At 38.3% G+C, this 14,293-nt stretch carries 12 protein-coding genes and 1 other annotated feature; of the genes, 7 read left to right on the top strand and 5 right to left on the bottom strand.

The window, feature by feature from the left end:
• On the bottom strand, positions 1-1,065 hold the full coding sequence (locus tag F0527_RS11060) for a type III polyketide synthase (RefSeq protein ID WP_150284847.1): 1,065 nt from the start codon (positions 1,063-1,065) through the stop codon (positions 1-3).
• A gap of 174 nt (positions 1,066-1,239) precedes the next feature.
• Between F0527_RS11060 and F0527_RS11055 the strand changes: the two genes are divergently transcribed.
• Positions 1,240-1,908, top strand: a complete 669-nt coding sequence (locus F0527_RS11055) for a MerR family transcriptional regulator (RefSeq protein ID WP_150284846.1) — start codon at positions 1,240-1,242, stop codon at positions 1,906-1,908.
• 43 nt (positions 1,909-1,951) lie between these two features.
• Here the strand turns inward: F0527_RS11055 and mnmM are convergent, their stop codons facing one another.
• Together mnmM and mnmL are read right to left on the bottom strand one after the other, a co-directional pair.
• Positions 1,952-2,524 carry a tRNA 5-(aminomethyl)-2-thiouridylate-methyltransferase MnmM gene (mnmM, locus tag F0527_RS11050; protein WP_150284845.1) on the bottom strand — a complete coding sequence of 191 codons (573 nt, stop codon included), beginning with the start codon at positions 2,522-2,524 and terminating at the stop codon, positions 1,952-1,954.
• Positions 2,521-3,492, bottom strand: coding sequence for a tRNA modification radical SAM protein MnmL/YtqA (gene mnmL / locus F0527_RS11045; RefSeq protein WP_190323442.1), 972 nt, complete (start codon positions 3,490-3,492; stop codon positions 2,521-2,523). The genes mnmM and mnmL overlap by 4 nt, the downstream gene beginning before the upstream one ends.
• A gap of 440 nt (positions 3,493-3,932) precedes the next feature.
• Here mnmL and F0527_RS11040 point away from each other — a divergent pair, with 440 nt between their 5' ends.
• The 6 genes from F0527_RS11040 to F0527_RS11015 all read left to right on the top strand — a co-directional run bounded on the left by F0527_RS11040 (position 3,933) and on the right by F0527_RS11015 (position 11,280).
• Complete coding sequence (locus F0527_RS11040; RefSeq protein WP_066789064.1) at positions 3,933-5,120, top strand: MDR family MFS transporter; 1,188 nt, start codon at positions 3,933-3,935, stop codon at positions 5,118-5,120.
• A gap of 65 nt (positions 5,121-5,185) precedes the next feature.
• Positions 5,186-5,399: a binding site (T-box leader), on the top strand.
• 52 nt (positions 5,400-5,451) lie between these two features.
• Positions 5,452-7,869, top strand: a complete 2,418-nt coding sequence (leuS, locus tag F0527_RS11035; protein WP_150284844.1) for a leucine--tRNA ligase — start codon at positions 5,452-5,454, stop codon at positions 7,867-7,869.
• 131 nt (positions 7,870-8,000) lie between these two features.
• Positions 8,001-8,630 carry a Bax inhibitor-1/YccA family protein gene (locus F0527_RS11030; protein ID WP_150284843.1) on the top strand — a complete coding sequence of 210 codons (630 nt, stop codon included), beginning with the start codon at positions 8,001-8,003 and terminating at the stop codon, positions 8,628-8,630.
• Positions 8,631-8,682: 52 nt separating this feature from the next.
• Complete coding sequence (locus tag F0527_RS11025) at positions 8,683-9,384, top strand: polysaccharide deacetylase family protein (protein WP_066789047.1); 702 nt, start codon at positions 8,683-8,685, stop codon at positions 9,382-9,384.
• A 6-nt stretch (positions 9,385-9,390) separates the two neighbouring features.
• Entirely contained in the window at positions 9,391-10,005 is a 615-nt protein-coding gene (locus F0527_RS11020) for a DedA family protein (RefSeq protein WP_066789044.1), read from the top strand.
• A 108-nt stretch (positions 10,006-10,113) separates the two neighbouring features.
• Positions 10,114-11,280, top strand: coding sequence for an MGDG synthase family glycosyltransferase (locus F0527_RS11015; RefSeq protein WP_190323441.1), 1,167 nt, complete (start codon positions 10,114-10,116; stop codon positions 11,278-11,280).
• A gap of 36 nt (positions 11,281-11,316) precedes the next feature.
• Here F0527_RS11015 and F0527_RS11010 read toward each other — a convergent pair whose 3' ends face one another.
• The gene (locus F0527_RS11010) at positions 11,317-12,570 is read right to left on the bottom strand and encodes a GGDEF domain-containing protein (RefSeq protein ID WP_150284841.1); all 1,254 of its coding nucleotides are present in this window, start codon (positions 12,568-12,570) and stop codon (positions 11,317-11,319) included.
• Positions 12,571-12,843: 273 nt separating this feature from the next.
• The gene (locus tag F0527_RS11005; protein WP_150284840.1) at positions 12,844-14,103 is read right to left on the bottom strand and encodes a BaiN/RdsA family NAD(P)/FAD-dependent oxidoreductase; all 1,260 of its coding nucleotides are present in this window, start codon (positions 14,101-14,103) and stop codon (positions 12,844-12,846) included.
• Positions 14,104-14,293: the final 190 nt, after the last annotated feature.

Here is a 14,293-nt window from a genome sequence, read left to right as displayed (position 1 = left end):
TCACTCCCATTCCAATAAAACAAGTTCACCGCTAAAACCTGGTCCAAGTGATGCCATTAAACCTTTTTCGCCTTTTGATGGCTTGTTTTCCATAATATATTTCAAGACATATAAAACAGTTGGAGAAGACATATTGCCGTGATGTTTTAAAATATGAGAACTAGGTGCTAACAAGTCATTTGGCAGATTGAGAGCTTTTTCATAGGCTGTAAGAACCTTTTTGCCACCAGGATGCAAAATAAATTGTGTGAGATCTTGTGCCTTGGAATCATGAGTATTTAAAAAGTCATGCACAAAAGGGGCAAACCAATTTTCAACAATTGGCGGGATACTCTTAGAGAAAATAACATGCAAGCCGTTATCCTCGATTCGCCACCCCATTACATCTTCTGAATGAGGCATAAGACGGGAAGCATTTCCTTTAATTGAAGGTAAAGCTTCTTTTGACGAAAGTGATGCTTCGTCACCTGCAACGAGAGCGCATGCTACACCGTCACCGAATAAAGATGTCCCGATAAAATTGCTTTTATCCAAATCATCTGGCTGGAATGTAAGGCTGCATAGCTCCAGGCATACGACAAGCACTACTGCATCAGGGTGTGCAAGGCAATAATCATTTGCTCGGCTAATCCCCGCAGCTCCACCACCGCATCCAAGTCCCCAAATGGGAATGCGGACTATATCATTGGGAAGTGATAGCTGGTTCATAACGCGTGCTTCAATACTTGGTGTTGAAATGCCCGTGCTTGATATGAAGATCATGGCATCGACTGCTTCTTTTTCTACTGATGCGCTTTCTAAACAGTCCTCGATTACTTTCGCTGTATACTCTGTAGCAAGTTCTACGTATAATTCATTTCTTTCTGAAAAACTGTGTTCTTCTTTATACCATTCGATTGGCATAGCCAGTTGGCGGTTATGTATTTCGCCATTTTTGAATACTTTCAAATAACGATCAAGTTTGGCTATTTTCCCAGAAAAAAGTTCTTTTATAAATTCCTCTGCCATATTTTGAGGTAATGCGTGGGGAGGGCAGTGTGTACTAACTGCATGGATTTTGGGCATTTTAGGATCTCCTTTTTCTTCTCGTATCAAAATAGTGTACGATTTACTATTTGGAAAAATACGTATTCCCTAAAATTAATTCTATAAAACTATGCACACTGTCTAACAGAAACATAACAATATGCTACAATAATGTTAATTGAGAAGGTGTCACAATAGGTTAGGAGGGTTTTTGTGGCTCATACATATACAATGGCAAATTTTGCACAAATCGTTGGCATTAATAAATCGACGATTCGGCATTACATTTCAATATTAGAAGATTACGGTTACCAAGTAGAACGTGACGGACGAAATTATCGGAAGTTTTCAGATCAAGACGTAGCAATATTGCAAGCATATAGTTCACTGCATAAAAATAAAGGATTAACCCTTAAAGAAGCGGCAGAGGTAGTAGTAGCCCCGAATTTTAACATCCAAGAGGTAAGCATTACTGTAGCCAATCCTGATGTCATTGATCGAAAAGAGGAAATCCAGCGATATGAGGAATTGAGCCATGCGATGGAGCTATTGGCAGAGCATATCCATGGAGTAGAAGTCCAAAACGCTCAGCTAATTCAATTGATTCAAGAAGAGCGAAAACAAAATGTATTCTTGGCAGAGCAAAATGATTCCATGAAAAGGGAATTTAGGCAAGTCGTTGAATCGCTCGCGCCATTGACTGAAAAAAGGCAAAATGATAACCGCCAAATGGACCGTATTGAACAGCAAAACAGTGCAATTATGGCTGTGCTCAATAAACTGAATGTATGGCAGCATACACAGGAGATTGAACAAAATGAGGAAGATAAAAAACAAAGGGTACAAGAGAATAGTATTCTTTCTCGCTTTTTTGGAAAGTAAATGAAAAAAGAGTTGTCCATAGATTTACGGACAACTCTTTTTCTTATGCCATTTGCTTCACTTTTTCTAAAGCAATGATAAATGGCGGATCATTTTTTTGGTTGATAAACTCATATCTCAATACGTGGATATATTTTTGCGGCAATGTACTAACATATTCTATCAGCGCATCTCGTTCTTCTTTCCCACCGTGATGTCCATGATAAACAACTAGAATAATCATGCCGCCGACTTTTAAAAGCTGTAGTAAGTCTTGGATGGCTTTTAAGGTTGTGGAAGGCGTTGTAATAATTTCATGATCACTACCTGGCAAGTAGCCGAGATTGAAAATAGCTGCCTGAACCGGTTTTAAGACATGTTTTGCTACATGTTCATGTCCATCTAAAATGGCTGTAACTCGATTTTCAAGGCCTGCTTCCCGTACGCGCTCTTCTGTCGAAGAGATCGCTTGTTGCTGGACATCAAATGCATAGACATGGCCCTCATTGCCGGCTAACTGTGCTAGAAAGGCCGTATCATAGCCATTTCCTGCAGTTGCATCCACTACTATGTCACCAGGATGAACGGTCTCTTTCAAAAGAAATTGTGCGTATTGCAGTACACGTTGAAGTTTCATCGTGTTCCCACTTCTTCTTTTTGATAATGCTTTCCTTGATAACTTCCTCTACGTTCTAGTTCAGCATCGATGCCATTTAATACTTCCCATTTGTTCACAGACCACATAGGCCCAATCATTAAGTCAATCGGTCCATCACCAGTAATTCGCTGTACGACCATTTCTGGCGGAATGACTTCTAATTGATCTGCGACAAGATTGATATAGGCATTCTTGTCCATCAACTCAAGCATACCTTTTTCATATTGCTTTACAAGTGGTGTCCCCTTTAATAGGTGAAGTAAATGAATTTTGATTGCTTGTACATCTAGCTTCGCCACTGCACGGGCAGTTTCCATCATCATGTCATAATCTTCAAGAGGTAGGCCATTGATGATGTGTGTACATACACGAATGCCATGTTTGCGGAGTTTCTCCACACCTTCCACATATGTCGTATAATCATGTGCACGATTAATTAAATTGGCTGTCTTATCATGCACAGTCTGTAGTCCAAGCTCGACCCATAAGTATGTGCGTTGATTCAATTCTGCCAAGTATTCCACGACATCATCAGGTAAACAATCAGGACGTGTTGCAATGCTTAATCCCATAACACCTTCACATGCTAAAGCTGCTTCAAATTTTTCTTTTAGGACAGGAAGCGGTGCATGTGTGTTCGTATAAGCTTGGAAATAAGCCATAGTTTTGCCGTCTTTCCACTTATGCTGCATTTTCTCTTTAATTTTTTCAAATTGAACAGAAATAGGGTCCACACGATCGCCGGCAAAGTCACCAGAGCCTGCTGCACTGCAAAAAGTACATCCACCAAATGCAACAGTGCCGTCACGGTTAGGACAATCAAAGCCTGCATCAAGCGCTACCTTGTATACCTTGCAGCCAAATTCATCACGCAAATAGCGATTCCATGTATAATAACGTTTCCCATCAGAGGGAAACGGGAAATCAGTATAATTAATATCAGTCATAGTATAATTTCACTCCTCAACTATCTATTTTAACATGACAACGTCAAAGGGGAAAAATTTCTTTTATCTCGCTTTAACTTTCAGTAAGACTTCTACTTCAAAACGTAAGCTTAGCAAAGAAGTTTAAGAGGGGGGTTTAACTGCCCATAAAATTTCAGTAAAGATGGGAAAAACCTTATCTCGCGTGAACTTTCACTTTATGTGAAATACTATAGAATAGAAAAAACAATATTCTTCTATTTAGAGGGAGGAGATTGAATAGAGAAAAAACTCGAAAAAAAGTGGTTTGGGAATAAATTGGCAACTATAATTATTGACCTGCTAGAAGACAATGGAAACGGTCGTTTAATATTTGAGCTTAAATATGAAAAGATGGTTGTAAATAGGATCAAAGATTTGTTACTATTGCTTAGATATTCGAAATAAATGGGGGACTTGGAATGCCTAGAAGTGTTTGGTTATTAATCATCGGTATGCTGATTAATACTGTCGGCAGCTCATTTTTATGGCCGATGAATACGATTTATATGCATGATGAACTCGGACAGTCGCTTACAATAGCCGGGCTCGTTCTGATGGCCAATGCTGCAGCTGGTGTAGTAGGCAATCTTTTAGGCGGGTATGTCTTTGACAAATTTGGCGGCTTTAAGTCCATCATGATAGGAACAATCATATCCATTATTGGCCTTACGTGTCTTGTGTTTTGGCATGGCTGGCCGCATTATGTGTGGTTTTTGACATTGATAGGTTTTAGTGGTGGGATTGTATTTCCGAGTATGTTTGCTATGGTCGGAACAGCATGGCCAGAAGGCGGGAGAAAAGGATTTAATGCCATTTATCTCGCTCAAAATTTAGGGGTAGCATTTGGCCCAGCTCTTGCAGGTATTGTTGCAAAGCATAGCTTTGACTATTTATTTATTGCCAATCTAGCTATGTATATCGTCTTCTTCTTTGTGGCATTCACATATAAAGGGATTTCTACAGAATACGCCATTGCGCCTGCATCTGTAATAAGTGAAGGCTCAAAAGTAAAAGATCGTTCATCATTTTACGCATTGAGTATTTTGGGGATTGGTTTCTTACTTAGTTGGCTCGTCTATACCCAATGGACAACAACAATTTCATCTTATACACAAACATTGCATATTTCTCTGAACCAATACAGCTTGCTTTGGACAGCGAATGGTTTGCTAATCGTACTGGGCCAACCATTGATCAATCCGATTATTAAAAAAATGGGCGAACGGTTCAAGGAACAAATTTTTCTTGGTTTAGCTATTTTCGTCATTTCCTTTGTAGTGGTTAGCTTCGCGGGAACATTTAAAATGTTTTTAGTGGCGATTATCATTTTAACATTTGGTGAAATGTTTATTTGGCCGATTGTACCGACAATTGCCAGTACGTTAGCACCTAAGGGAAGAGAAGGGTTTTATCAAGGTATGGTCAATAGTTTCAGTGCTATAGGCAAAATGATTGGTCCATTCTTAGGCGGTGTTCTAGCAGACCAATATGGCATGAAGATTACGTTTTATGTATTAATCGGGATTCTGCTCATTGCTTTTATCCCATACATGCTTTATGATCGACCGTTAAAAAATAAACACAAAGTGGAAAAAGAAACGGTATAATTCATTGAATTTGTTAAATCTCTTGTCAATTACAGTATATTGAATTAGAATAGGATTCAATATATGTAATGACAGCGAATGGGAATAGTAGGTTGCACTTGATTTTTTTAGAGAGTTGGCGGTAGGTGAAAGCCAGCAAATCATTCAACTGAACTCGCCCAGGAGTCGCTATGGTGAACCATTGATAGCCATTGCCGTTAATCCGCGTTAAGGAATCAAGTTGAGTGTTTTACACTAATTTGGGTGGTACCGCGGGAGATATAGGCTCTCGTCCCTTTTATAGGGACGAGAGTTTTTTTATTTTCAAGAATATGAGTATGGAGGGTCAAGAATGAATTTTAATCATCAAGAAATTGAAAAGAAATGGCAGAAGTATTGGGCTGACCACAAAACTTTTAAAACAACAAATGAAGAATCGAAGCCGAAGTTTTATGCATTGGATATGTTTCCATATCCCTCAGGTGCAGGCTTGCATGTAGGGCACCCAGAAGGTTACACAGCAACAGATATCCTTTCACGCTTTAAGCGTCTGCAGGGTTACAACGTGTTGCATCCAATGGGATGGGACGCATTTGGTCTTCCAGCAGAGCAATATGCCCTTGACACTGGAAATGACCCAGCTGAGTTCACACAAAAAAATATTGATACATTTAGACGCCAAATCCAAGAATTAGGCTTTAGTTATGACTGGGATCGCGAAATCAATACGACTGATCCAAACTATTATAAATGGACACAATGGATCTTTATTCAGCTATATAAAAAAGGTCTTGCTTATATCGATGAAGTAGCAGTCAACTGGTGTCCAGCACTTGGCACAGTACTTGCGAATGAAGAAGTAATTGATGGCAAGTCTGAGCGCGGCGGACACCCTGTAGAACGACGTCCAATGAAACAATGGATGTTGAAGATCACAGCCTATGCAGATCGTTTGATTGATGATTTGGAAGATGTGGATTGGCCAGAGAATATTAAAGATATGCAACGTCACTGGATCGGTCGTTCTGAGGGTGCTGAAGTAGACTTCTCTATTAAAAATTCAGATAAGCAGTTCCGTGTATTTACTACACGACCTGATACTCTATTTGGTGCAACTTATACAGTCCTTGCACCTGAACATGCGCTTGTGGATGAAATTACAACTAAAGAACAGCGCGAGGCTGTAGAAACATATCTAGAAAAAGTCAAAGTTAAGTCTGATTTAGAACGTACAGATTTAGCGAAAGAGAAAACAGGCGTATTTACAGGTGCCTATGCAATCAACCCAATCAATGGTCGAGAAATACCGATTTGGATTGCAGATTACGTTCTAGCAAGCTATGGTACAGGTGCCATTATGGCAGTACCAGCACATGATGAACGCGATTTTGAATTTGCAAAACAATTCAACCTACCAATCATTCCTGTATTAGAAGGTGGCGACGTTTCTAAAGAGGCCTTTACAGGTGATGGCCAACATATTAACTCTGATTTCTTGAATGGATTAGACAAAGAAGAAGGCATTCAAAAGGCAATTACATGGCTTGAAGAAAATAAAGTAGGAGAGAAAAAAGTTTCGTACCGTTTACGCGACTGGTTATTCTCCCGCCAACGTTATTGGGGAGAGCCAATTCCAATCATTCATTGGGAAGATGGCACCATTACAACAGTAAAAGAAGAAGATTTACCATTAGTGTTGCCGAAAACAAAGGATATCCATCCATCAGGTACCGGTGAATCACCATTGGCCAACATTGATGAATGGGTAAATGTCGTAGATCCTGAGACAGGTAAAAAAGGCCGACGCGAAACGAATACAATGCCACAATGGGCAGGTTCAAGCTGGTACTTCCTGCGTTATATCGACCCGCATAATAACGAACAATTGGCAGACCCAGAATTATTGAAACGCTGGTTGCCTGTCGATATTTATATCGGCGGTCAAGAACATGCGGTGCTACACTTGTTGTATGCACGTTTCTGGCATAAAGTCCTTTATGATTTAGGGGTAGTACCAACAAAAGAACCTTTCCAAAAATTATTCAACCAAGGGATGATTCTTGGTGAAGGTAATGAAAAAATGTCTAAATCTAAAGGTAATGTTGTCAATCCGGATGATATTATTGAAAGCCATGGAGCTGATACACTACGACTTTATGAAATGTTCATGGGACCACTAGAAGCATCTATTCCTTGGTCTACGAATGGCTTAGATGGAGCGCGCCGCTTCCTAGATCGTATATGGAGACTCTTCATCAATGAAGAAACGGGCGAGCTTTCTGAAAAAATTCAAACATCAAATGATACAACATTAGAAAAAGTTTATCATCAAACAGTTCAAAAAGTGACGGACAACAACGAGCATATTCGTTTTAATACATCTATTTCTCAAATGATGGTATTCATTAACGAATGTTACAAAGCTGGTGTTGTGCCCCGTGAGTATGCAGAAGGATTTGTTAAGATGCTTGCACCAATTGCACCACATGTAGCGGAAGAGTTATGGGTAAAATTAGGCCATAACGAAACCATCACATATGAAGAATGGCCAACATTCGATTCATCTAAATTAGAAGATGATGAGATTGAAGTGGTTGTACAAATCAATGGCAAAGTTCGTGCTAAATTGATGGTTGCTAAAGATGCAGGTCGTGAAGAATTAGAGAAAACGGCGCTTGAAAATGATCAAGTACAAGAACAATTGGCAGGCAAAGATATTAAGAAAGTGATTGCTGTGCCAGGCAAATTAGTCAATATTGTCGCGAAGTAATTGGCGAAATAAAAACCTTCTTCCTAGTTGGAAGAAGGTTTTTTGCTAAAATAATCCAACATAAAAACGAAACCTTCTGTGACTAAATACGTATAATTAAGGACGAAAAAAATTTGAGAAGAGGTCTATAAATGGAATCACAATTTCCAAAGGTCCTTCGTTTCTTCACTCTGTTATGGTTGTTTACAGCGATAGGATTATTTGCAGGGGTTTATGTACCACAACCGATGATTTTGCCAATCAGCATAGTAACAGTCATCTTATTGATAATTGTTATGGTTAGCCGTGCTGCTCGGAAAGCGAGTAAATTCATTTCTGTGCTGTTTGCGTTTCTAACTGGCATTACGCTGTATAGTTTGCTGAATTTCTATATTGGAGCGTTAGGCGGAAAGCTTGTTTTGCTTATTTTTGGCTCTACTGCACTTATTTTTATCGTAGCTGGGCTCATCGGCTACAATACAAAACGAGATTTTTCTAACTGGTGGAAATTCTTATTCATCATACTCATCGGAATATTAATTTTTTCAGTGATTAATATCTTTGTAGGATTCAGCGATATGATGATGATCGTTCTTAGTGGAATTGGAGTGTTACTCTTTATCGGGTATACGCTTTATGATATGAACCAAATTGCAAAAAAGGTCATATCGGATGAGGAAGTACCGCTAGTGGCATTAAATTTGTATTTGGACTTCATTAATTTATTCACCAATCTACTGCGACTCATCTACCATCTGAAACGAATTTTTGATGATGATTAGTAGATTAGTTTTCGGGTAAGGAATTACTATTGACGGAAAAGGGCTGTGGAATATGAAATTATTGTTAATTATTATACTTTGTCTAGTCATCTTGTTTTTATGTTACGGCCCGCTCCCGACCGTTTTTATTCGCTTAAGCAAGCTAGGGATTTACAAGACCATTCCTGGAAAACAGATTGCGTTAACATTTGACGATGGACCACACGGAGTTTATACACCGCAATTACTGGACTTATTAAAAAAATATCACGTAAAGGCAACATTTTTTGTAGTTGGAGACCATGTGAGAAGAAACCCTCAAATTGTTAAACGGATGGCAGATGAAGGGCATACTATAGGTATTCATCATAATCAACATGTTTCCAATTGGTTAACTGGTCCATTAGAGCTGAAAAAGCAATTAACGCTGGCTAATCAGGCAATAGAAGAAGCGACAGGTGAACCGGTACAATTTTACCGCCCGCCTTGGGGACATTTTAATTTGTTTACATTATTCGTCGGAAAAACATATAAAAAAATCATGTGGTCCCATATTTTTGGCGACTGGAAAGTAGAAAAAGCACGGAATGGTTTGCTAGAAGAACTGAAGCAATATGCAAGTCCTGGTTCTATCTTTGTACTACATGATAATGGCGACACACAAGGCGCTGAAAAGGAGGCACCCTCATATATGCTGCGAAATTTGGAGCTTTTTTTAGAAGATTGTCACGAAAAAAATATAGAATTCATCACATTGAAAGATGTGTTGGAATAAGATGCTATGAATATTGATCAATTAATGCATTATTTAAGTCTTTATGGATATGTAATTCTTTTCATTTGTTTATTTTTCGGCATTGTCGGTATTCCTGCTCCTGAAGAATCATTGTTATTTTTGACAGGAGTTCTAATAAGTTATGGAAAGCTGTCAATGGCTCATTCGCTCATTTTTATAGAATTAGGTGCCTTCATTGGAATGATAGTAGCGTATCTTCTGGGCAAATACCTAGGGGCTCCTTTCATCAATCGCTTTGGTAAATATATTGGACTCAATCCAGAGCGGTGGGCGAAGATTGAAAACAAATATAATAAGAATGCATATAGAACAATTACTTTCGGTTTTTACCTACCGGGCATGCGTCAAATCAGCCCGTACTTTGCGGGAATAACCAATACGCCACTTAAGCCATTTATTCTTTTTTCTCTCATTGGCAGTATTATCTGGACAATGCCTTTTGTTTTGTTAGGTTATTTTACTGCGAATACGATTTATATTAATCCGGATTATGTACCATATTTAGGAATTATATTATTTATATTATTTATTGTTTATTATATTGTGAAAAAGATAATAGGACGATCTAAGAAAAATAAGTCAAGTAATGATTCTGATTAATGACTGTTTTTTAGTTAGAGAGAGCGGGTAATGACAGATAGTAAAGAAGGACAAATTCCCTTCAACCTTATCTTAAAAATCGTGCTATTTGAAAAGGGGTTCTTCGATATGAAAAAAATATTATTCTTTCCGCTATTGCGGATGCAATCCGGCCATCATCAAGTCGCAGATGCTTTAATGGACATGGTGAGGGGACGCAATGAAGAATATGAGATAAAGAAGATTGATTTGATTAGTTATTGGCATCCAGGATTAGAGAAAATGCTCTCTCGAAGCTATTTGAATTGGATTCGCCTATTTCCTAACTCTTATAATTTTATTTATAGTAAAAGATACTGTACAGCAAACCAGCCAAAAAAGTTCTATGAAAACCATTTTTTAAAGAAGATGGAGCAACTGATTGAACTAGAAAAGCCTGATGCTATCGTTTGTACACATGGCTTTCCATCATGTCTGATCAGCCGATTGAAAATGCAAGGGAAATGTGAAGTCCCTGTTATCAATGCCTATACAGACTTTTTTATTAATGGTATTTGGGCAAAAGAAGGCATCGATTTACACTTTGTACCGAGCAAGGAAGTGAAAGAGCATCTGATTCGTGAATTTGGTATCCCTAGAAAACACATTATTGTTACAGGCATACCCGTTCATGAGGAAATTAAAAAAGGGACAAGTAGAAATAAGAGAAATGATAGACCCCATATATTAGTAGCTGGCGGTAATAGCGGGCTTGGCGGGATATCGAGCCTGACTACTGAATTAAAAAAGCATCCTGAATTTCAATTTTATATTCTTTGCGGAAACAACAAAAAACTCTACGATGAAATTCATGGATGGAAAGAATCACATATTAAGCCGTTGTCATATATTAGTTCAAGAACAGAAATGGACAAGCTATATGATAAAATGGATGCCATTATTACTAAGCCTGGCGGTGTGACGATTAGCGAGGCTTTACGTAAAAAGCTTCCAATCATCGTTCATTCACATCTTCCGGGCCAAGAAAAAATTAATTTAGATTATTTAAAGAAACATAATCTTGTCGTTGAATTATCCAAAGAAATGCCTATTGAATCTCAATTAAATGCTATTTTAAATGATAGCCAAATATTGGGGGCATGTGCACGTTCAATAGAATGTTATGAGGATGAAATAGAATTAGAGCTAACAAGCCAACTACATGAAGTCTTTAAATGGCTTCTTGGCAATGGTAGGACATTACAACCTGCATTCGAATACAGCCCGACTCTTCAATGGGAGATGGTTAGAGGATAACCAAAATGAAAAGGCCTTAGCATGATATTCACTATGCTAGGGCCTTTTATGTTTGATGATCGGCTGAAGATGATAGAGAACTTCTTCGTCTTCCATTAATTTAAAGCCATTACGACCAGCTTTTTTAATGTCATAAAGGAGGGTGTCTGCTTTATGCATAAACTCTTCAATCTCATCATTCGTCTTAATCTCACCTCTATAGGCTCCTGCGCTGAATGTAAGTTGGTCTGATACCTTGGATGCTGCATTAGAAAGGTTGAATTGTTGAATATCCCTGAGGACTCGTTTATATATAATCACGATTTCCTCCGGTCGTTGATCAGGTATCAGCATGATAAATTCCTCGCCTCCCATCCGCGCAGCAAAAGAGTTTGTAGAGAGAGCTATATGATTTAATACTGTTGCCACACGAGCTAGCACCATATCCCCATAAGCATGTCCATAGTAATCGTTGTAAACCTTAAAATAATCAATATCAAGCATTAAAACGGTAAGTGTGTAAGGATGAACCCGTTCCTCAAGAGCAGCTTTGTATTGATGAAAGCCTCTTCTGTTAGCGATTTTTGTCAGTTCATCAGTTGCAGATAATCGTTGCAATTCTGTATTGGCTGCAGCAAGTTCATTTGCTAATTGTCTTGAGCGAGTAGTCTCCCTACATAAATATTTCTCTTGTTGAAAGGAAGTAATAAAGTTTTGATAATTAAAATGGGCTACAACAAGTAAAACAGGTGTAAGAAATATAGCTAGGTGCATCTCGAAGGTATATCGAATGTAAGGTTCATCTAAAGTAAAGTAGTTTAATATATATGCGATTACTGCTACGATCAACGGTGCTATAAAATAACGAAGACGCATAATAAAGAAACTAGCACAAATCACCAATGACATAATATAAGCAACTGTATGATGTTGATAATGAAAGTCTATTAGTGAGATACTTAAACTAAGGATCAAGAGCCAGCAAATATAGTAAGCCGTAATTTCTTCGAGCTGTTTATAATAGTCAAGGCTGCCATTTTGATTGAACTTTTTTGGATTTGCTAATAGTAAGACCATGAAATTGGAAAGAAACATTAAGCCATAGGGAATTATATAAACACTATGGTAATGGGGGTAACTCTTGAAAAAGAAATGGCACCAAACTGTAGCAAGCACTAGAGCTAAGCTTACCCACAGAAAGAATTTGGCCAGAGCGTACATGCGTTTGAAATTCTGCTGAGCTAATTGTTTATAGAAATTAGGATCATTTTCAAACGGAATAGAAGATGGCTCTTTTGGAGTCGTTTGCATGCAAATTATTCACCCCTTTAAAAATAATAATAATTTTGCATTCTTACTATAAGAATAGGCTTTAATAAGAGAGAAATAAAGAGGTAATTAATGTATATTCATATATTTAGTCAAAAAATTGACAAACAAGTGAATTTATTCATTATCTATCGAAAAATCAATAACTAAATAAAACCGAACTAAATGTAAAATTACATTTGTTCGGCTTTATTTTAATTATTTTCTATTGTGAAAAGTATTTTGTAACATTGGTGTCCAAGCCTCATCTTTCGTTTAATCGATGGATGAAGCTGCGCTCATTCCAGCTATTCGGCCTGTTACAAGTGCAGATGTAATATTATAGCCGCCTGTATAACCATGAATATCTAAGACTTCTCCACAGAAATAAAGCCCTACTTTCTTTTTAGATGCCATTGTTTTTGGTTCAATCTCTTTCACAGAAACGCCCCCGCCAGTAACAAATGCTTTTTCTAAAGGCTGAGTGCCGTTGACCAACATTTCAAAACCAACCAACTCATTTGCTAGGTGGCGTGCTGCTTCTGAGGAAAGTTCTGCTCCTGTTAGAGAATCGTCGATATTTGCCTTCTCCATTAAGAAGATCAGCCAGCGCTCAGGTACAATCCCTTTCCATGTATTTTTTAAAGCCTTTTTAGGCTCTTTTTTCGCCAAGCTTAATAGATACTGAAAAGCAGATTCTGCATTATAACCAGTTAGCCCAGCAATCCGAATTCGGACAGGCTTGCCGCCATTTTTCTTCATTTCTTTTACAACAAATTGGCTGCAACGCAAAATAGCTGGTCCACTTAAACCAAAATGGGTGAACAACATATCCATTTTGTGCGTTATAATAGTTTTGCCTTTTTTGTTTAAGACTGAAACTTCAGCGTCGCGAAGAGCTAGTCCTTGCAACTCTTTGCTTTTAATAAACGTCTCATTGGAGATTAAAGGGACTTCCGTCGGATATAGATCTGTTACAGTATGTCCCGCCTGCTCAGCCCAAGGGTAGCCATCACCAGTAGAACCCGTTTGTGGGACGGCTTTGCCGCCGACTGCAACTACAACCGCCTTCGCTTGCAGATCTGTACCATCTTTTAAGCGAACGCCTCTTATTCTTTCGGCATCCATCAGTAATTTCGCAACGGTAGTATCTTGGCGGATTTCGACTTGTAAGCGTGCTAATTCCCTAAGCATTGCCTCCACTACATCTTGGGCTCGATTGGAGACAGGGAACATGCGTCCATGGTCTTCCTCTTTCAAAGAAACACCTAGATTTTCAAAGAAAGAAATAATATTTTCATTGTTATAAACAGAGAAAGGACTATATAAAAAACGGCCATTGCCAGGAATATGTTTAATAATTTCATCAATCGGGAGTCGATTTGTGACATTACAGCGTCCACCGCCTGATATTGCAAGCTTTCTCCCTAATTTATGTCCTTTTTCTACTAAAAGAACTTTTTTATTCTCAGTGCCTGCAGCGATAGCGGCCATGAGACCTGAAGGGCCACCGCCAATTACGATTACATCATACATAAAATGGAACTCACTTTCTTTTTTTATATTTATTATACATGATAAAAGAAAACTATTTGAGTAATTGCATGGCGAGTTGTAAACTAACATTTAGGTTTATTATTTTAATGGGCAATAAAAGCCAATACGAAAAGTAGCGGCTCGAGAAATTGTCAATCAAAGCCCGGTTAAATTGGATGATTCCGAATTG

Origin of the sequence: Rummeliibacillus sp. TYF-LIM-RU47, assembly GCF_008638315.1 — a bacterium.
Taxonomy (GTDB): domain Bacteria; phylum Bacillota; class Bacilli; order Bacillales_A; family Planococcaceae; genus Rummeliibacillus; species Rummeliibacillus stabekisii.
Note: the sequence above shows the minus strand (reverse complement) of the source record. Positions and strands in the feature narration are given on the sequence as shown.

Coding starts and splice junctions, on each gene's coding strand:
- F0527_RS11060 (WP_150284847.1), bottom strand. CDS start 1,065: ATGCCCAAAATCCATGCAGTTAGTACACACTGCCCTCCCCACGCATTA.
- mnmM (WP_150284845.1), bottom strand. CDS start 2,524: ATGAAACTTCAACGTGTACTGCAATACGCACAATTTCTTTTGAAAGAG.
- mnmL (WP_190323442.1), bottom strand. CDS start 3,492: ATGACTGATATTAATTATACTGATTTCCCGTTTCCCTCTGATGGGAAA.
- F0527_RS11040 (WP_066789064.1), top strand. CDS start 3,933: ATGCCTAGAAGTGTTTGGTTATTAATCATCGGTATGCTGATTAATACT.
- leuS (WP_150284844.1), top strand. CDS start 5,452: ATGAATTTTAATCATCAAGAAATTGAAAAGAAATGGCAGAAGTATTGG.
- F0527_RS11030 (WP_150284843.1), top strand. CDS start 8,001: ATGGAATCACAATTTCCAAAGGTCCTTCGTTTCTTCACTCTGTTATGG.
- F0527_RS11025 (WP_066789047.1), top strand. CDS start 8,683: ATGAAATTATTGTTAATTATTATACTTTGTCTAGTCATCTTGTTTTTA.
- F0527_RS11020 (WP_066789044.1), top strand. CDS start 9,391: ATGAATATTGATCAATTAATGCATTATTTAAGTCTTTATGGATATGTA.
- F0527_RS11015 (WP_190323441.1), top strand. CDS start 10,114: ATGAAAAAAATATTATTCTTTCCGCTATTGCGGATGCAATCCGGCCAT.
- F0527_RS11010 (WP_150284841.1), bottom strand. CDS start 12,570: ATGCAAACGACTCCAAAAGAGCCATCTTCTATTCCGTTTGAAAATGAT.
- F0527_RS11005 (WP_150284840.1), bottom strand. CDS start 14,103: ATGTATGATGTAATCGTAATTGGCGGTGGCCCTTCAGGTCTCATGGCC.